Origin of the sequence: Aeromonas sp. FDAARGOS 1414 (assembly GCF_019047065.1) — a bacterium.
In the GTDB taxonomy this organism is placed as follows: Bacteria; Pseudomonadota; Gammaproteobacteria; order Enterobacterales; family Aeromonadaceae; genus Aeromonas; species Aeromonas veronii_A.
In genome coordinates this window covers 3770001-3788739 of record NZ_CP077210.1, presented here as the reverse complement: position 1 = coordinate 3788739, position 18739 = coordinate 3770001, and the positions used below count along the sequence as shown (strand labels likewise).

The window sequence follows — 18739 nt, the reverse complement described above, 5'->3', positions numbered from 1 at the left end:
CTAAATTATTGTGCTATGTACTGAACATACCAATCATTAAATTGATTCTCAAACTCCTCCATATTAATGTAGTTTACATTTTGTTCTTTTTTGGCATCAACATACATTACCATGGCTTTCTCAAAATTTGGTAACCACTCCCGGTTTTCACCTTTACCAAAATTATCATTATATATTCCAAATATAGGTTTTTTCAGCCCTGCGGCAATGTGTACTGTCGCCGTATCTACAGACACGATACCGATACTATTTCTTATTTGAGCGAATAGAACACCTAAAGAATGGGATGAGTCATGTGTGATAACTCTTTCCCTTAAGATATCAGGCATTCTCCTGATATTGTGTTCTGTTTCAATTTTCTTTATCGGTGGATAGAGCAAACATACATTATATCCAGGCTTGCTCAACATAACCTTCAGGATCTCGATAATTTTTTCATCATTAAATGTTCGTGAGCTGCCACTACCGTAAGGATTAAAACAGATTGTGGGATTATCAGGCCAGCTAGATTTAACGCTTGACTCATCTTCAAGATATTCTGGAACAATATAATCTGTATCGGGGTTATCAACCCCCATTTTATTAACGGCCAAGGCAAACTTCTGTGAGAAGTGAATATTCTTGGTTAAATGACCAATTTTAATATTCACACATTTTATTTTGTCATCTATACCAATAACATTTTTTACAGATAATTTTGAGATAAAGAAAATATCTTTCATCTTCATTTCATTAGTAAGATGAACAAGATATTCAATATCTCCTATATCTCTAGCCAATGAGGCGAGTGCTGCATAACTTGGTCTTTTCGGAATAGAATAAACTTCATCAAAAAGAAATTGGTTTTTAAATAAAGACCTCATCTCAGGGGTTGTAATTGCAACTACTTTTTTGCCTGGAAACTTCTTTTTTATTTCACGAGCGACCCAAGATGATACTATGGCATCCCCCAATTTGGCATCCCAACGAACAAAGACTATAGCACCATCTTTACTTGAAGCTGATTTCAAAGATCGGTCAAAAAGCACAATCCCTATTTTACGACGAATGATATCGCGCCATGATTGCAATTTCTTAATCATTTTCTTCCCTCCAAAGGCGATACCTTTATTGTGGTAATTAAAGCCGAAAATAAAAACATGAAGAATATCATCCCGGAGTTATGACTTATAAATGCTTGACTCAAGCTATAATCAACAAGAGTTAATGATGAAACCGCCAACATACTACTGACCAATAAGTTATCTCTATTTTTACTCGCAACCCAAAGTGGATAAAAGTACAGCAGAGCTAACATCAAGAAGCCTATAATGCCGCGTTTAGCCAATTCATCTAAAAATTGATTATGTGCATGTGAGTTAAAATTATAAATGAACTCGGATATAGAACCATTATTATATTGGTTTAATTGTGATAAGCGAATTCCGTTATTTCCCCAACCAAAAATTGGTTTTTCCAAAAAAGAGTTATATGCACTTTCCCACAACTGCAATCGAATGCCTAGAGATGTATCCGGATTCACACCATCAAAATAATGAACAACATCCGCTTTTGCATTATATATCCTATCCATTACGCCACTTTGCGGAAGCATAGCCAAGAAAAGCAACAAGGCACATACAGTGCTTGCATAGAGACCATCTTTGAGGGATAGCTGTTTTCTAAAATAAAAAACTATTGTAAACAAGACGATTGGAAGTAAAACCCAGCCACCTCTGGTCCCGGAGAGAAAACTGCCTATCCCCCCCATTAAAAATGAAAGAAGCATAAAGGCAGCAATGTTTTTCTTCCCTAAATGGCGGAACCAGAAAAAAGCACACAGACATAACAATGCCAATGTCATGCTGATGTTTCCTGACTGAATTGGCATGCTTTCATCAAAAGCTCGAGGCATTCCAAGATAAAACTTTTCATATATTGCGATTAGACCTGAGCTCACTGCTCCTATAGAGAGGCCAGCAATAAGAACGTTTATGTTAATGGGGAACACACTTAATAAAGGTAAGGTCATTGCAGCCATTAACAAACGACTTGGTCGATCTAACTCTTTGAGTGCGCCACCATCAATCCAGATTGACACTGCTTGGATGACAAAAAAAGAGATGAATATATATGATAATATTTTCACCTCTGAACTCATTGCCAAATAATATTTTTTACGCCAAAAGACAAAAACACTTGCCAAAACTAAAATGCTGGGCCCATATCCATAGCCACTGGGGACCGTTAAAACTATTGCGCCAAATAAAAAAGCTGCAAATTGCACAATAATATTTAGTCGTAGGCAATTTTTATCTAAATTCACAAGTTATTTCCTGAACACATAATTCCCACGAATTTTTCGCCACAGCCCGAATACATCGGTACGGGGGAAGATGGCAATCCGGCGGATCTGGAAAGGGTCCTGGTGCATTGCTTTGGGGCCGCTATTGGTAGCGACGGCAAAACGATACCCGGCGGCGATAGCCTGCTCCTTGGCACTCTCGTTCATATCTCCGTAAGGGTAGGCAAACGAGAGCAGCGGATGGCCAAGCAGGGCCTCCAGTTGGCGTTTATTCTCCTGAATTTCATGGGCTTGTTGTTCGGCAGTAAGTTGACTCAAGCGGGGATGGGTCAGGGTATGACCACCAATTTCCACATGACCGCTAGCGGCCAACGCCTTGACCTGCTCACCACTCATCAATGAAACCTTGGTGTCCGGATTGGTCGGATGCTCCACATCCCAACGGTTATAGCCTTCACCGGTAACCACGTACACCACGGCTTTATAACCATATTTTTCCAGCAGCGGCAGCATGCGGGTCAGGTTGTCCTGATAGCCGTCATCGGCGGTGATCATAAGGTACTTCTTGCCGTATTGCAGACGGTGGATAAAGCCTTTGTCCGCCAAATCGCGGAAAGTCAGGGTCTCGTAGCCGAGCCACTTCATCAGGCGCAGATGCTTCTCGAACATGGTGATCGGCATCCAGGTGCCATGCACTCCTTTCTCGCTATCCTGCTCGATAAAACGGTGGTACATGATGACCGGCATCTCGCGGCGCAGTGTTTCGACTACGGCATCCTGATAGATGGTTTCGAGGCCAGATACTACCCCCTGCAAGCCATACTCATCCTGAATGCGTTGCCGAATGACTTCCGGCACCACCTTGCTTGCGAGGGCGGATTCGATTTCGCCCTTCAGTGCGGCAAAATCGATGGCCAGATCCTTGGGGCCGATATCGCCAAAATTGCTGGCCAGCGCCTCGTCCAGATTCTGTTCGGTTACCAGACCAACTGCCTTGGCTTCACCAATGGCAAAGGCGGGCCGACCACAGAGCAGTGCTTCCATCGCTACCCGACCGGCACCAATTACCAGATCACAACCTGCGAGCAAGGCAGGCACATCATCGACATAACCGACAAACTCGGCACGATCTTCGAAACGGGCAAAGCGCTCCGGCACCTTGGTACCGCTGACAATCCGTACCTTGCAGGCATCCAGATCGAGTACTTCGTCGAGCAGGCGGTAGCAAAGCTCTCCTTTGGGGCCGCTCAAACGGCCAATGATGGCGATCACCGACTTTGGATTATCCGGCGCAGGCACAGGCTGGAATTTGTCGGTTTCGATACCGTTGCGCAGCACCTGCACGATCGCGGGATCCACTCCCAGATTGTCGACTATCTGATGGGCAATATCTTCACAAACGGCAACCGCCCGATAGCCGAGTGCATGGAAGGCCTTGCGCGAAGCGTGTACCGGCTGGCGACCATGCACCGTGGTGATCATCGGGGTGCCAGTCAACTTGCAGGCCACATAACTGCTCCAGCCGGAGGCGCGGGAGTGAGCATGCACCAACTGAATATGATGCTTCTTGATGAGATAGATGAGGTAAAAGACGTGCCAGAAGCGGCGCAGAATGCTGCGCTTGTTGAATCTCAGCTTGAAGACTGGGCCAAGAGTCGGCTTGGTCAGGGTATCTGATACATAAAAGACGTTGTGACCACGCCGGGTCAGTTCGTTACCGACCGTAGTGGCATAGACCTCAGCTCCCGTTACCTCGAGCTGGGAGAGTGCCATCAATATATTCATCGCGCGGTTACCCGGTAGAGAAGAGAGGAACGGCAAGCAGCCACAGAGACCAGAAACCGGAAGCAGGCGAGTGCCCACTTCCGGTTTTGCGCTCAAACTGCCGCGTTGTGCTCACCCGTTAGCGGTTGAGCCAGGCCATGTAATCCGCTACCCCTTCGGCAACGGTTTTGAACTCGGCGTCATAACCCACGCTGCGCAGCTTGGTCATGTCAGCCTGGGTGAAGCTCTGGTAGCGCCCCTTGAGGTGATCCGGGAAGGGGATGTATTCGATAGAACCCTTCTGATGATGCTTGATCACCGCTTCGGCCACGTTCTGGAATGGCTCGGCACGGCCGGTACCGCAGTTGAAGATGCCGGAGTGCTGCGGGTGCTGCCAGAACCAGAGGTTTACCTTGCAGACGTCGTCGATATAGATGAAGTCACGCATCTGACCACCGTTCGGGAAGCCATCGCAACCTTCGAACAGCTTGGGATTCTCGCCCTTCTTCACCTGGGTGTTGAGATGGAAGGCAACGGAGGCCATGGAGCCTTTATGCTGCTCGCGCGGGCCGTAGACATTGAAGTACTTCAGGCCGACAACCTGAGAGTTGATCTCCGGCATCCAGCGGCGCACGTACTGGTCAAACAGCTGCTTGGAGTAGCCGTAGACGTTGAGCGGCTGTTCGAACTTGGGATCTTCGATGAAGTTGTCGTTGCGGCCACCGTAGGTCGCGGCAGAAGAGGCGTAAATGAACGGGATTTCACGCTCGATGCAGTAGTGGAACAGATCCTTGGAGTACTCGTAGTTGACCTCCATGATGAACTTGCCGTTCCATTCGGTGGTAGCAGAGCAGGCGCCTTCGTGGAAGATCACCTCGATGCCGTTGTCCCACTCTTCAAACTCGTCGCCGGAGACGATGCGCGCCTGAAACTCGTCCTTGTCCATGTAGTCAGCGATGGTCAGATCGACTAGGTTGACGAACTTGGTGCCGTCGGTCAGGTCATCAATGACCACGATATCGGTCCGTCCTTGAGCGTTCAGCTGCTTGACCAGATTGCTGCCGATAAAGCCAGCACCGCCAGTTACTACGATCATGGAGTTTGCCTCTCGTACGTTGATGGCTACATGTGACTGCTTGTTAAAGCTGTGTATAGTGAGCCAATTTGAAATTGCCGAAAAGTTTATCACGGGCCGTCCGGGGATTCGACCTTGTTCAAAACTGCCCCAAGCGGAACCCGTTGGAGGAATGAGTGATGAAAACCAGAGACAGGATCATTCACAGCGCGACCGAGCTGTTCAACGATCAGGGTGAACGCAACATCACCACCAACCATATTGCGGCGCACATGGGCATCAGCCCGGGCAACCTCTACTACCACTTCCGTAATAAAGAAGACATCATCCACTCCATCTTCGACCAGTATGCCCGCCACCTGAGCGAGAGCTTCGTGCCGACCCGCAACCGTGAAATCACCCTGCAGGATCTGATGGGCTATCTCGATGCCATCTTCTATCTGATGTGGCAGTTCCGCTTCTTCTACGCCAACCTGCCGGACATCCTGAGCCGTGACGAGCCGCTGCAACAGAAGTACCTCAAGGCCCAGGAGCAGATGCGCTCCTCCGTGGTCGCCCTGCTCAGGAGCCTGCGCGAAGGGGGCATTATCGATGTCAGCGATGAAGACCTGCCGGATCTGGGCCAGACCATCAAGATGGTGGTGACCTGCTGGATCCCCTTCCAGATTGCCCAGGCCCCCAACACCCGCATCACCAAACCTCTGCTCTATCAGGGCGTGTTGAAGGTGCTGTTCCTGCTGCGCCCCTATGTGCAACCCCAGGTGGCCGGACAGATCCAGCAGCTGGAGCTGCACTACCGTCAGCTGGCCCAACCAGCTGGGTGAGATCTGTTTCACATTTGTTGAATATCAGCACAATCATTTGAATTTACCGCAACAGATTGCAGTAAAATGTCGCCCTCTGTTGATACGCAGCTGAAATAGCCACTAAGGATCGAGGATGTCTAACGGATTCTATCGTCACCTGACCGAGCAACTGAACCAGGTGCAAGCTGAAGGGTTGTACAAGCAGGAGCGCATCATCACCTCCGCCCAGCAGGCCAGCATCGCCGTCGGCGGTGAGCAGGTACTGAACTTCTGTGCCAACAACTATCTGGGACTGGCCAACCACCCGGATCTGATCGCCGCCGCCCATCAGGGACTCGACAGCCACGGCTTTGGCATGGCCTCGGTACGCTTCATCTGCGGTACCCAGGATCAGCACAAAGCGCTGGAGCAGAAGATGTCTGCCTTCCTCGGCACCGAAGACACCATCCTCTACTCCTCCTGTTTCGATGCCAATGGCGGTCTTTTTGAGACCCTGTTCGGCGCCGAAGATGCCATCATCTCCGATGCCCTCAACCACGCCTCCATCATCGACGGCGTGCGGCTGTGCAAGGCCAAGCGCTATCGCTACGCCAACAACGACATGACCGAGCTGGAAGCCCAGCTCAAACAGGCTGACGCCGATGGCGCCCGCTTCAAGCTGATCGCCACCGACGGCGTTTTCTCCATGGATGGGGTCATCGCCGACCTCAAATCCATCTGCGATCTGGCGGACAAATACGATGCACTGGTGATGGTGGATGACTCCCATGCCGTCGGCTTTATCGGTGAAAACGGTCGTGGCACCCACGAATATTGCGGCGTGATGGATCGGGTCGACATCATCACCGGCACCCTGGGCAAGGCGCTCGGCGGCGCATCCGGCGGCTATACCTCCGGCAAGAAAGAGGTGATCGACTGGCTGCGTCAGCGATCCCGCCCGTACCTCTTCTCCAACTCGCTGGCCCCCTCCATCGTTGCCGCCACTATCAAGGTGATCGACATGCTGGCGGAAGGTCACGACCTGCGCGCACGTCTGAAAGAGAACAGCCGTTACTTCCGCGAGCGGATGAGCGCCGCTGGCTTCACTCTGGCAGGCGCCGACCACGCCATCATTCCGGTGATGCTGGGGGATGCCAAACTGGCCTCCGAAATGGCGAGCCGCATGCTGGCAGCCGGTATCTATGTGGTGGGCTTCTCCTTCCCGGTCGTGCCCAAGGGCCAGGCGCGCATTCGCACCCAGATGTCTGCCGCCCATACCCGCGAGCAGCTGGACAAGGCGATCGACGCCTTTATCCGCATCGGCCGTGAACTCGGCGTTATCTGATTTGAATCAAGGGGCTGCAGCCCCTTTTTTCTGCATTCATATTGAAGGAACAGCCATGAAAGCACTCTCCAAACTGCACAAAGAGGTCGGCATCTGGATGACGGATGTGCCGGCCCCCGAGCTCGGCCACAACGACCTGCTGATCAAGATCCGCAAAACCGCCATCTGCGGCACCGATATCCACATCTACAACTGGGACGAGTGGTCCCAGAAGACCATTCCGGTACCCATGGTGGTCGGCCACGAATATGTTGGGGAAGTGGTCGCCATCGGTCAGGAGGTGCGCGGCTTCGCCATCGGCGATCGGGTCTCCGGCGAAGGGCACATCACCTGCGGTCATTGCCGCAACTGCCGCGCCGGGCGCACTCACCTCTGTCGCAACACCATTGGCGTTGGCGTCAACCGCCCGGGTGCCTTTGCCGAGTATCTGGTGATCCCCGCATTCAACGCCTTCAAGCTGCCGGACAATATCCCGGACGAGCTGGCCGCCATCTTCGACCCGTTCGGCAATGCGGTGCACACCGCCCTCTCCTTCGATCTGGTGGGTGAAGATGTACTCATCACCGGGGCAGGCCCCATCGGCATCATGGCAGCCGCCGTCTGCCGCCATGTGGGTGCGCGCCACGTGGTGATCACCGACGTCAACGAATATCGACTGGAGCTGGCCCGCAAGATGGGCGCCACCCGCGCGGTCAACGTGGCCAAGGAGAAGCTGGCCGAGGTGATGAGCGAGCTGGGCATGACCGAAGGCTTCGACGTGGGGCTGGAGATGTCCGGCGTCCCGAGCGCCTTCCAGGAGATGCTCGACAAGATGAACCACGGCGGCAAGATCGCCATGCTCGGCATCCCCCCCTCCACCATGGCCATCGACTGGAACAAGGTGATCTTCAAGGGGCTGTTTATCAAAGGGATCTATGGCCGCGAGATGTTCGAGACCTGGTACAAGATGGCCAGCCTGATCCAGTCCGGGCTGGATCTCTCCCCCATCATCACCCACAGATTCCACATCGACGAATTCCAGCAGGGGTTCGATGCGATGCGCTCCGGCCACTCCGGCAAGGTGATCCTGAGCTGGGATAAATAACCCTTTTCACCCCTTGGTTACTCGAAACCCGGCGAATGCCGGGTTTCTTTTTATCTCCACCACCCAAATTGCCGTGATATCGGCCAAAACTTTGTACGCAGAGTGTTTAACACTTCACACACAAGCGTTTAAATGGCTGTAACTATTCGGTTATAATCCCGTCGTTTACATGGATAATAAAAGACTGCTGGGAGTATATGAGCGTGTTGAAAAAACTGAGCTATTTGCTGGCTGTCGGGATGACGGCCGCCAGCTTGTCTGGGGCAGTGCTTGCTGCCGATGAGATGTCACCGGAAGCCATTGCCGAGCGGATCAAACCAATCGGTCAGGTCTATACCGCCAAGGATCTGGAAGGTATTGCCGGCGCGAGTGCTGCACCGACGGCGGCCGCCTCTTCCGGTCCCCGCGATGGCGAAACGGTATACAAGGGCGCCTGCTTTGCCTGTCACGACACCGGCGCCGCTGGTGCCCCCAAACGGGGTGACAAGGCCGCCTGGGATCCTCGCATCGCCCAGGGCATTGATACTCTCAAGAAACATGCCATTGAAGGCTTTACCGGCAAGTCCGGCATGATGCCTCCGCGCGGCACCTGTGCGAACTGTAGTGATGAAGAGATTGAAAACGCCATCCACTACATGATCGACAAGCTGTAAGTATTTGAAAGGGCCGCAATTGCGGCCCTTTCAATCTATCGGCTTCCGACTACTCTTGTAAGGTAGACATATCGGGAGTTGCACATGTCGTCCCAATCCATCGAACCCCATTACTCAACTCCTCTGTTGGCGTTGGTCTCTGCCATTATGGATTTTCCGGCTCCCCCTACAGCGCAGAGCAGCGATTATGATGATCTGATAAAGCAGATAAACCAGCTCTGCCCGTTGCAGCATTTCGGCATGCTGGGCCTCTCCGACAGTGGTCTGAACTGGCTCTACGCCTACAAAATCAGCGATACCTTCAAGCAACAACTGGGGCGGGAGCAGTCCCGCATCACCGATCAGCTCACCCAGCTCGATGAGGCCGAAGGGTGGTGCGTCTTTCCTATCGAACATGGTCAGGTGCAGTGGCTGCTGGCTCGCGGCGAACCATCCGACCTGCCCACATTACGCCTGCTGCTGGAGTGTCTATCCAAGCGGCTGACCGAAACCCAAGCGGGCTCCCATCTCACCGAGCTGCCTTCGCCGCTGATCCGCAAAGACCCGAACTGGAAAAAGAAAATCGAGAGCATCAGCCGCATCATGCGACTGGCCAACACCCTGCCCGGTCAGGCGCTCTTCTCCCAGCTGGAGGCGGTGCTGCGCCAGATGCTCGCCATTGAGGATATGCTGCTGGTCAGGCTCCACAGCCATACGCTTGAGAAGATTTATCCCGCACATCCTCGTCAAAGCGACGAATTCATCAGCGGTTTGTGCCACAGCACCAGCAATATCGAGGTCAACAGGGAGGCAACCTACTGGCACAGCATGCCGCTACGGCTGCAACAACAGTACTTCGCCCACTTCATCATCAGCACCGCGCAACCGCTGGAGACAGACGACAAGCTGTTTCTCGACTTCCTGCGTGGCCAGCTCACCCTGCTGTTGGAGCTGAAGCGGATCCGCCAGCAGCTTAACGACATCAATAGTGAAGACTCCATCAACCAGCGGCTGCAACAGCTGCGTCAGACCAACCTCAGGCTGCAAAAGCAGCTCAAGCAGCATCAGGAGCTGGAACGGCGGCTGCAATTCGATGCGCTTCACGACCCGCTGACCCAGCTACCGAACCGGGCACTGTTGATGAACCACCTCAATCAAGCCATGACCCACTACAACCGCTACAAGTCACCGGGGTTTGCGGTGATCTTCATCGATGTGGATCACTTCAAGCAGATCAATGACACCCTGGGCCACAGTGCTGGTGATCAGCTGCTCAAGGAGGTAAGCCGCCGCCTCCAGACCTGCATCCGGCAAAACGATATGGTGGCCAGATTGGGGGGCGACGAGTTCGTCATCTATCTCGATAGCAGCAAACATGAAGATGACATCAGCCCGGTGCTCAACCGTATCATCAGCCGCCTCTCCTATCCGTTCCGGCTGCTTGGCAATGAGCTGAGTATTACCGTCAGCCTGGGGGTATCGAGTGTGTCCGAACAGACATCGGATATCAGCCAGTTACTCCACCAGGCCGATCTGGCCATGTACCAGGCCAAACGCAATGGCCGCAGCCGCATCGTCAGCTACTCGGATGATTGCATCAACCAGAACTGGAATTCGCCGGAAGAGATGCTGGCTCGGGCCCTGCGGGAAGGGCGTATCGTCCCCTACTACCAACCGGTGATCCGGCTACAGGATAGCCGCCTGACCGGTCTGGAGGTGATGGCGCGCTGGCTGACCGAAGAGGGAATTCTGAAGGATGCATTCGACTTTATTCCGCTGGCGGAGCAATGTGGCCTGATTCTGGAGCTGGATTATCAGATCCTGCGCCACACCTGCCAGCAACTGAAAGTGTGGCTTCCGATCTCGGGCCAGAGCAAGTTCAAGGTCGCCATCAACCTCTCCGGCAAACATCTGGTCAACCATGATCACATCATGCGGTTGGTGGACATTATCGATGAGGAGGGGATAGCACCAGGCTATCTGATCTTTGAATTCAACGAGCGGGAGCTGTCGCGGCAGGATTCCGATGCGCTGGCCTCCCTGCATGAGCTGAGGGCCAAGGGTATCCAGATCAGCCTCGATGATTTCGGCACCGGCTTCTCCTCCCTCAACGCCCTGTTCCATTTCCCGGTAGATTACATCAAGGTGGATGACAGCTTTACCCAGCGGATGCTGCAGTCCCCCAAAGATCTGGCGCTGATCCGCGCCATGCGGGATATCTGTCAGGATCTCGATTACACCCTTGTGGTTGAAGGCATTGAGAACCAGCAGCAGTTACAGAAGCTGATAGATATCGGCTGCCGGATGGGGCAAGGACGCTATATATCTCCCCCCATGCCGGGAGCAGACATCATTCCACTGCTATCCCCCGGCAACGCAACCTCCTAATCTTTCTTGAACATGGCGCGCAGATTGGCCACCGCCATCTGCCCCTTCTGCTGGCGCTCCTCGGCAGTCACCTTCTTCTGGTTTTCCCATTCAAGGTCATCCTGCGGCAGCTCCAGCAGGAAGCGGCTCGGCTCCGGACGTACCGACTCGCCAAACTGACGCCGCTCCTTGCAGAGGGTGAAGGTCAGTTCGGTCTGAGCCCGGGTGATCCCCACGTAGGCGAGACGTCGCTCTTCCTCCACATTATCTTCATCGATGCTGGTCTGGTGAGGCAGCAAGCCTTCCTCCATCCCCACCATGTAGACATAGGGGAACTCCAGCCCCTTTGAGGCGTGCAGCGTCATCAACTGCACCTGATCAGCGTCATCCTCCCCCTCGTTGCGCTCCATCATGTCACGCAGGGTGAGGCGAGTGACCACCTGTGCCAGCGTCATCGACTCCTCCAGCTCATCCCCTTCCAGCATCTCGGTGATCCAGCGATAGAGGGTGGAGACGTTCTGCATCCGCATCTCGGCCGCTTTCGGACTGGGCGAGGTCTCGTAGAGCCACTCTTCGTAGTGGATCTCCTTGATCATGTCCCGCACCGCCTCCACCGGATTGCCACGCAGCGCTTGATCGCCAAGGCGCACCAACCAGTTGGTGAATGCCTGCAGGGCCACGAGTCCGCGCCCGGAGAGGTGCTGCTCCAGCCCCAGCTCGAAGCTGGCGGCAAACAGGCTCTTACCGCGCTGATTGGCGTATTGGCCGAGCTTTTCGAGGGTAGTGGGGCCAATCTCGCGGCGCGGCAGGTTGACCACCCGCAGGAAGGCGGTGTCCTCGTCCGGATTCACCAGCAGCTTGAGGTAGGCCATGATGTCCTTGATCTCGGTGCGGGAGAAGAACGAGGTGCCGCCGGAGATACGGTAAGGAATCCGGTTGGTCATCAGCGCCTTCTCGAAGATGCGCGACTGATGGTTGCCCCGATAGAGGATGGCGTAATCCTTGAACCGGGTGCGGTTCATAAACTTGTGTCCCATCATCTCGGCGGCGATCCGCTCCGCTTCGTGCTCCTCGTTCTTGGCGAACAGCACCTTGAGCTTCACCCCTTCATCCAACTCGGAGAAGAGCGCCTTGTCATAGACGTGCGGGTTGTTGGCGATCAGGATGTTGGCGCACTTAAGGATCCGCCGCTTGGAGCGATAGTTCTGCTCCAGCTTGATCAGCTTGAGGCTGGGGAAATCTTCGCTTAGCAGCACCAGATTCTGCGGCTTGGCACCGCGCCAGGAGTAGATGGACTGGTCATCATCCCCTACCACGGTAAAACGTGCCCGCTCGCCGACGATCTGCTTCACCAGCTCGTATTGGCTGGTGTTGGTGTCTTGGTACTCATCGACCAGCAGATAGCGGATCTTGTTCTGCCAGCGCTCACGCACCTCCTGATTGCTCTTGAGCAACAGGGTCGGCATCACGATGAGGTCGTCAAAATCCAGCGCGTTATAGGCCACCATCTGGCGGTGATAACGATCGTAGAGCTGGGCCATCAACACCTCTTCCGGCCCGCGAGCAATACGCATGGCGCGGGCGGGCAGGATAAGATCGTTCTTCCAGTTAGAGATCTGGGTAATGAGGGCCGATAGCTTGTCCTTGTCGTTGTCGAGCTCGTCTTCTGTCAACTCTTTCAGCAGCGCCAGCTGGTCGGTGTCGTCAAACAGGGAGAAGTTCGCCTTGAGATTCAGACTCTTGTGCTCCCGACGAATGATATCGAGCCCCAGGGTATGGAAGGTGGAGACCATCAGCCCCCGCGCCTCCTTGCGACCCAGGGTCTGGCCGACCCGCTCCTTCATCTCCCGCGCTGCCTTGTTGGTAAAGGTGACCGCAGCGATGTTGCGCGCACTGTAGCCGCACTGCTGCACCAGATAGGCAATCTTGTTGGTGATGACGCGGGTCTTGCCCGATCCGGCACCCGCCAGCACCAGGCAAGGGCCGGAGACATACTTGACCGCTTCGTTCTGATTGGGGTTGAGCTTCATGGGCCGGATCTCTTGGCTTATGATGAGGGGCGGCATTGTACCAGAAATCACCCGACGAGCCGTACCTGCTGCACGGCAGGCAACCGCTCATCTGGCTTATCGCACCTTGTGTTCGGGCGCTATTTTCAGGATCATGGCCGACCTTTCGAGATGATGACTTTTTCCGGATGATGAGGGGAGCATGAATCAGCAACAGCACGACCAACTGCGCAGCCAGTTTCCGGCCTTGGCGCAGGAGGTAAACGGCCACCCTCTGGTCTATCTGGACAACGCCGCCACCACCCAGAAACCGCAAGCGGTACTGGATGCCATCGCTCACTACTATGGGGTCGACAACGCCAACGTGCACCGTGCCGCCCACGCCCTGAGTGGCCGTGCCACCCGCGCCTTTGAGGCTGCCCGCGAGACGGTCGCCCGCTTTATCAATGCGCCCCGCAGCCACGAGGTGCTCTGGACCCGCGGCACCACGGAAGCGATCAATCTGGTGGCCCAGAGCTGGGGGATAAGCGAGCTCAAGGCAGGGGACGAAATCATCCTCAGCACGCTGGAGCACCACGCCAATATCGTACCGTGGCAACTGGTCGCTCAGCACACCAGCACGGTGATCCGGGTTATCCCGCTCGATGAGCGGGGCGATCTCGATCTGGCCGCCTATCACGCCATGCTGGGGCCACGGACCCGACTAGTAAGCGTGGCCCACATATCCAATGCCCTTGGCACCGTCAATCCAGTCAAAGAGATGGTGGCAGCGGCCAAGGCAGTCGGCGCCGTGACGCTGATCGACGGAGCCCAGGCGGTGGCTCATCTCGAGGTGGATGTGCAGGCCATCGGCTGCGACTTCTACGCCTTCTCCGGTCACAAGCTCTATGGCCCGACCGGCATCGGTGTGTTGTGGGGCCGCACCGAGCTGTTGGAGCGGATGCCGCCCTGGCAAGCCGGTGGCGAGATGATCGATCGGGTCAGTTTCAGCGGCACCACCTTCAATACCCTGCCCTTCAAGTTCGAGGCGGGCACCCCCCATATCGCTGGCGCTATCGGCCTCGCCGCCGCCATCGACTTTGTGACGGAGCAAGACAGGGCTGCCCTGGTGCGCCATGAGCAAGCACTCACCGACTATCTGGTGACAGGCTTGCGCCAGGTGCCGGGCCTGCGCCTCATAGGTGAACCGGCACAACGGGCAGGGGCTGTCTCCTTCCTGCTGGATGAGATCCATCCCCAGGATGCTGCCACCCTGCTCGACATGCAGGGCATAGCGCTACGGGTCGGCCATCACTGCGCCATGCCGCTGATGGAGAGCTTAGGGATAGGCGGCACCATGAGGGCCTCGCTGGCCTGCTACAACGATCGGAACGATATCGATGCCCTGCTGGCAGCCCTGCACAAACTCAGTGACTTCTTCTAAGGCAGACAAACTCATGAGCAGCCTAGCAACCTATACCCAGATCGGCCTTGAGCCCAACGCTGACACCATCCGCCAGCAGTTTGCCGCCGCCCACGGCTGGGAGAACCAGTACCGACTCATCATCCAGCTCGGCAAGCAGCTGCCAGCGCTACCCGCCGAATGGCAGCAGGAGGAGTTCCACCTCAAGGGGTGTGAAAGCCAGGCTTGGCTGAAGGGAGAACAAAGCGAGGATGGCTGCTGGCACTTTGCCTGTGATTCCGATGCCCGCATCGTGCGTGGCCTCATCGTCATCGTGCTGGCAGCACTCAACCACCAATCGTCTGCGGCGATCCAGGCATTTGATATGGAAGGGTATTTCACCGAACTGGGACTTGAGAAACACTTGAGCCCGTCACGAGGTAACGGGCTCAGAGCTATCGTGCTGGCGATCCGGGAACAGGCTGTCTAACCCGCGCTGTTCAGTGATCGATTAGGCTTCACCAATCGACCCGGCTTCTTCATTCTCGCTCTCTTTCTCGGCGCGGGCCCCCCGCTCGGCAATCTTCTTCAATACCCGGGACGCGGCAACCAGCCCAAAGGTTGCCGTCACCGGCGTCACAGCGCCAAAGCCGGAGGCGCAATCCATCTTCATGGTGCCATCGCTGGCCGCCTTGGCCTGACAGGTACCACCATTGCCATCCGGATAGCTCAGCTGCTCGGTTGAGAAGACACACTCCACCCCGAATTTGCGCGCCGGATTCTTGCTGAAGTTGTGCAAGCGGCGCAGGTCGGAGCGAACCTTGGCCGCCAACGGGTCTTGAATAGTCTTGGCCAGATCGGCCACGGTGATCTGGGTCGGATCCATCTGCCCGCCAGCACCACCGGCCACAATTACCGGTATCTTGTTGCGCTTGCAGAAGGCAATCAGCGCCACCTTGGCCTTGACCGAGTCGATGGCGTCCACCACATAGTCAAACTCCCGCTTGATATGCTCGGCCAGATTATCGGCAGTGACGAAATCATCCACCTCGCTCACTTCGCAATCCGGATTGATGGCGCGAATACGCTCGGCCATCACCTCGGTCTTGAGGCGACCGACCGTCCCCTGCATAGCGTGGATCTGGCGATTGGTGTTGGTAATGCAGATATCGTCCATGTCGATCAGGGTGATCTGGTTGATACCGGCGCGGGCCAGCGCCTCGGCCGCCCAGGAGCCCACGCCGCCGATCCCCACCACACAGACCTTAGCCTGGCTAAAGGAACGCAGGGCGTTCTGACCATAAAGACGGGCAATGCCCCCGAATCGCTGTAGATATTCTGCTTTCATACCACCACCTTGCTTGAGGGCGGCCATTATAACGACAACCAACGCCAGCGGCGATGGCAGAACCGGAGAAAATAGGGGAGGAAAAACAGGGAAAACGGCAGGGAAGAGGGAATAAAAGGTCAATATTAAGGCGATTTACTGAATTGTAGGCAATAAAAAACCCCGCTCGATGAGCGGGGTTTTTTGTATTGGGTGCCTGGCAGTGTCCTACTCTCGCATGGCGAATGCCACACTACCATCGGCGCTACCGCGTTTCACTTCTGAGTTCGGCATGGGATCAGGTGGTTCCACGGCGCTATGGCCGCCAGGCAAATTCTTCAATCTTGGAAAGCTGATGTGAATAACAACTTGGCTAGTTTGCTTTGTCATTACCACTGAATTTGAGTAGTTCGTTCATTCGCTACAAGCCTTAGAACACTTCTTGGGTGTTGTATGGTTAAGCCTCACGGGTAATTAGTACGGGTTAGCTCAATGCATCGCTGCACTTACACACCCCGCCTATCAACGTTGTGGTCTCCAACGGCCCTTTAGGACCCTCAAGGGGTCAGGGATGACTCATCTCAGGGCTCGCTTCCCGCTTAGATGCTTTCAGCGGTTATCGATTCCGAACTTAGCTACCGGGCAGTGCCACTGGCGTGACAACCCGAACACCAGAGGTTCGTTCACTCCGGTCCTCTCGTACTAGGAGCAACTCCCTTCAATCATCCAACGCCCACGGCAGATAGGGACCGAACTGTCTCACGACGTTCTGAACCCAGCTCGCGTACCACTTTAAATGGCGAACAGCCATACCCTTGGGACCGACTTCAGCCCCAGGATGTGATGAGCCGACATCGAGGTGCCAAACACCGCCGTCGATATGAACTCTTGGGCGGTATCAGCCTGTTATCCCCGGAGTACCTTTTATCCGTTGAGCGATGGCCCTTCCATTCAGAACCACCGGATCACTATGACCTACTTTCGTACCTGCTCGACCTGTCCGTCTCGCAGTTAAGCTGGCTTATGCCATTGCACTAACCTCCTGATGTCCGACCAGGATTAGCCAACCTTCGTGCTCCTCCGTTACTCTTTGGGAGGAGACCGCCCCAGTCAAACTACCCACCAGGCACTGTCCGCGAGCCCGATTCAGGGCCCTGCGTTAGAACATCAAACATACAAGGGTGGTATTTCAAGGACGGCTCCAGCGCAACTGGCGTCACGCCTTCAAAGCCTCCCACCTATCCTACACATGTAGGTTCAATGTTCAGTGCCAAGCTGTAGTAAAGGTTCACGGGGTCTTTCCGTCTAGCCGCGGGTACACCGCATCTTCACGGCGAATTCGATTTCACTGAGTCTCGGGTGGAGACAGCATGGCCATGGTTACACCATTCGTGCAGGTCGGAACTTACCCGACAAGGAATTTCGCTACCTTAGGACCGTTATAGTTACGGCCGCCGTTTACCGGGGCTTCGATCAAGAGCTTCGCTTGCGCTAACCCCATCAATTAACCTTCCGGCACCGGGCAGGTGTCACACCCTATACGTCCACTTTCGTGTTTGCAGAGTGCTGTGTTTTTGATAAACAGTCCCAGCCATCTGGTCACTGCGACTCCCAACTGCTCCATCCGCAAGGGACTTCACTGTCAAGAGCGAACCTTCTCCCGAAGTTACGGTTCTATTTTGCCTAGTTCCTTCACCCGAGTTCTCTCAAGCGCCTTGGTATTCTCTACCCGACCACCTGTGTCGGTTTGGGGTACGATGACTTGTAATCTGAAGCTTAGAGGCTTTTCCTGGAAGCAGGGCATCAATGGCTTCCACACCGTAGTGCGTTCGTCTCGTGTCTCAGTGTTGTGTCTCCGGATTTGCCTAGAAACACCACCTACGCACTTTCACCAGGACAACCGTCGCCTGGCCCACCTAGCCTTCTCCGTCCCCCCATCGCAATTACAAGTCGTGCAGGAATATTAACCTGCTTCCCATCGACTACGCCTTTCGGCCTCGCCTTAGGGGTCGACTCACCCTGCCCCGATTAACGTTGGACAGGAACCCTTGGTCTTCCGGCGAGGAGGCTTTTCACCCCCTTTATCGTTACTTACGTCAGCATTCGCACTTCTGATATCTCCAGCATACCTCTCGATACACCTTCGCAGACTTACAGAACGCTCCCCTACCACTCACACATAAGTGTGAATCCGCGGCTTCGGTGCCTGGTTTGAGCCCCGTTACATCTTCCGCGCAGGGCCCGACTCGACTAGTGAGCTATTACGCTTTCTTTAAATGATGGCTGCTTCTAAGCCAACATCCTAGCTGTCTGAGCCTTCCCACATCGTTTCCCACTTAACCAGAACTTTGGGACCTTAGCCGGCGGTCTGGGTTGTTTCCCTCTTCACGACGGACGTTAGCACCCGCCGTGTGTCTCCCGGATATTACTTACTGGTATTCGGAGTTTGCATGGGGTTGGTAAGTCGGGATGACCCCCTAGCCCAAACAGTGCTCTACCCCCAGTAGTATTCGTCCGAGGCGCTACCTAAATAGCTTTCGGGGAGAACCAGCTATCTCCGAGTTTGATTGGCCTTTCACCCCCAGCCACAGGTCATCCCCTAACTTTGCAACGTTAGTGGGTTCGGTCCTCCAGTTGATGTTACTCAACCTTCAACCTGCCCATGGCTAGATCACCCGGTTTCGGG

Annotated in this window: 13 protein-coding genes and 2 rRNA genes (1 of these 15 running past the window's edge); 7 read left to right on the top strand and 8 right to left on the bottom strand. The window is 54.7% G+C overall.

Annotation, left to right across the window (positions count from 1 at the left end):
- Window positions 1-5: 5 nt before the first annotated feature.
- The 4 genes from I6L44_RS17140 to rfaD form a co-directional block, all read right to left on the bottom strand.
- Window positions 6-1082, bottom strand: a complete 1077-nt coding sequence (locus tag I6L44_RS17140; protein ID WP_216952609.1) for a glycosyltransferase family 9 protein — start codon at window positions 1080-1082, stop codon at window positions 6-8.
- A complete protein-coding gene (locus I6L44_RS17135) occupies window positions 1079-2305 on the bottom strand; it encodes an O-antigen ligase (RefSeq protein WP_216952608.1) in 1227 nt (408 codons plus the stop codon). The genes I6L44_RS17140 and I6L44_RS17135 overlap by 4 nt, the downstream gene beginning before the upstream one ends.
- Window positions 2306-2308: 3 nt before the next feature.
- Entirely contained in the window at window positions 2309-4069 is a 1761-nt protein-coding gene (locus I6L44_RS17130) for a polysaccharide deacetylase family protein (protein ID WP_216952606.1), read from the bottom strand.
- Window positions 4070-4187: 118 nt separating this feature from the next.
- Entirely contained in the window at window positions 4188-5144 is a 957-nt protein-coding gene (rfaD, locus tag I6L44_RS17125; protein WP_164535774.1) for an ADP-glyceromanno-heptose 6-epimerase, read from the bottom strand.
- A gap of 158 nt (window positions 5145-5302) precedes the next feature.
- Here rfaD and I6L44_RS17120 point away from each other — a divergent pair, with 158 nt between their 5' ends.
- The 5 genes from I6L44_RS17120 (at window position 5303) to I6L44_RS17100 (ending at window position 11357) form a co-directional block, all read left to right on the top strand.
- A complete protein-coding gene (locus I6L44_RS17120) occupies window positions 5303-5947 on the top strand; it encodes a TetR/AcrR family transcriptional regulator (RefSeq protein WP_042054294.1) in 645 nt (214 codons plus the stop codon).
- Between the two features lie 115 nt (window positions 5948-6062).
- Window positions 6063-7253, top strand: a complete 1191-nt coding sequence (locus tag I6L44_RS17115; RefSeq protein WP_216952604.1) for a glycine C-acetyltransferase — start codon at window positions 6063-6065, stop codon at window positions 7251-7253.
- Window positions 7254-7308: 55 nt separating this feature from the next.
- Entirely contained in the window at window positions 7309-8337 is a 1029-nt protein-coding gene (gene tdh / locus I6L44_RS17110) for an L-threonine 3-dehydrogenase (protein WP_216952602.1), read from the top strand.
- Between the two features lie 197 nt (window positions 8338-8534).
- The gene (locus I6L44_RS17105) at window positions 8535-8990 is read left to right on the top strand and encodes a cytochrome c5 family protein (protein WP_041234042.1); all 456 of its coding nucleotides are present in this window, start codon (window positions 8535-8537) and stop codon (window positions 8988-8990) included.
- A gap of 84 nt (window positions 8991-9074) precedes the next feature.
- The gene (locus I6L44_RS17100) at window positions 9075-11357 is read left to right on the top strand and encodes a bifunctional diguanylate cyclase/phosphodiesterase (RefSeq protein WP_216952600.1); all 2283 of its coding nucleotides are present in this window, start codon (window positions 9075-9077) and stop codon (window positions 11355-11357) included.
- Here I6L44_RS17100 and rep read toward each other — a convergent pair.
- Window positions 11354-13366, bottom strand: coding sequence for a DNA helicase Rep (rep, locus tag I6L44_RS17095; RefSeq protein ID WP_216952597.1), 2013 nt, complete (start codon window positions 13364-13366; stop codon window positions 11354-11356). The two genes, I6L44_RS17100 and rep, sit on opposite strands and share 4 nt — an antisense overlap.
- 181 nt (window positions 13367-13547) lie before the next feature.
- On the opposite strand from rep, the gene I6L44_RS17090 reads away from it, so the two are divergent.
- Both I6L44_RS17090 and I6L44_RS17085 read left to right on the top strand, forming a co-directional pair.
- Window positions 13548-14768 (top strand): SufS family cysteine desulfurase, encoded by a 1221-nt coding sequence (locus I6L44_RS17090; protein ID WP_216952596.1) that lies wholly within the window; start codon window positions 13548-13550, stop codon window positions 14766-14768.
- Between the two features lie 13 nt (window positions 14769-14781).
- The gene (locus I6L44_RS17085) at window positions 14782-15216 is read left to right on the top strand and encodes a SufE family protein (protein ID WP_216952594.1); all 435 of its coding nucleotides are present in this window, start codon (window positions 14782-14784) and stop codon (window positions 15214-15216) included.
- Between the two features lie 21 nt (window positions 15217-15237).
- On the opposite strand, the gene tcdA is transcribed toward I6L44_RS17085, so the two are convergent.
- From tcdA to I6L44_RS17070, 3 genes are all read right to left on the bottom strand, one after another.
- Window positions 15238-16074, bottom strand: coding sequence for a tRNA cyclic N6-threonylcarbamoyladenosine(37) synthase TcdA (gene tcdA, locus I6L44_RS17080; protein ID WP_216952592.1), 837 nt, complete (start codon window positions 16072-16074; stop codon window positions 15238-15240).
- Window positions 16075-16268: 194 nt separating this feature from the next.
- Window positions 16269-16383 (bottom strand): 5S ribosomal RNA (rrf, locus tag I6L44_RS17075).
- Between the two features lie 123 nt (window positions 16384-16506).
- Window positions 16507-18739, bottom strand: a 23S ribosomal RNA gene (locus tag I6L44_RS17070) (it continues 660 nt past the right edge of the window).

Excerpts from the sequence above, each read along its gene's own strand:
- I6L44_RS17140 (WP_216952609.1), bottom strand. The coding sequence starts at position 1,082 with ATGATTAAGAAATTGCAATCATGGCGCGATATCATTCGTCGTAAAATA.
- I6L44_RS17130 (WP_216952606.1), bottom strand. The coding sequence starts at position 4,069 with ATGAATATATTGATGGCACTCTCCCAGCTCGAGGTAACGGGAGCTGAG.
- rfaD (WP_164535774.1), bottom strand. The coding sequence starts at position 5,144 with ATGATCGTAGTAACTGGCGGTGCTGGCTTTATCGGCAGCAATCTGGTC.
- I6L44_RS17120 (WP_042054294.1), top strand. The coding sequence starts at position 5,303 with ATGAAAACCAGAGACAGGATCATTCACAGCGCGACCGAGCTGTTCAAC.
- I6L44_RS17115 (WP_216952604.1), top strand. The coding sequence starts at position 6,063 with ATGTCTAACGGATTCTATCGTCACCTGACCGAGCAACTGAACCAGGTG.
- tdh (WP_216952602.1), top strand. The coding sequence starts at position 7,309 with ATGAAAGCACTCTCCAAACTGCACAAAGAGGTCGGCATCTGGATGACG.
- I6L44_RS17105 (WP_041234042.1), top strand. The coding sequence starts at position 8,535 with ATGAGCGTGTTGAAAAAACTGAGCTATTTGCTGGCTGTCGGGATGACG.
- I6L44_RS17100 (WP_216952600.1), top strand. The coding sequence starts at position 9,075 with ATGTCGTCCCAATCCATCGAACCCCATTACTCAACTCCTCTGTTGGCG.
- rep (WP_216952597.1), bottom strand. The coding sequence starts at position 13,366 with ATGAAGCTCAACCCCAATCAGAACGAAGCGGTCAAGTATGTCTCCGGC.
- I6L44_RS17090 (WP_216952596.1), top strand. The coding sequence starts at position 13,548 with ATGAATCAGCAACAGCACGACCAACTGCGCAGCCAGTTTCCGGCCTTG.
- I6L44_RS17085 (WP_216952594.1), top strand. The coding sequence starts at position 14,782 with ATGAGCAGCCTAGCAACCTATACCCAGATCGGCCTTGAGCCCAACGCT.
- tcdA (WP_216952592.1), bottom strand. The coding sequence starts at position 16,074 with ATGAAAGCAGAATATCTACAGCGATTCGGGGGCATTGCCCGTCTTTAT.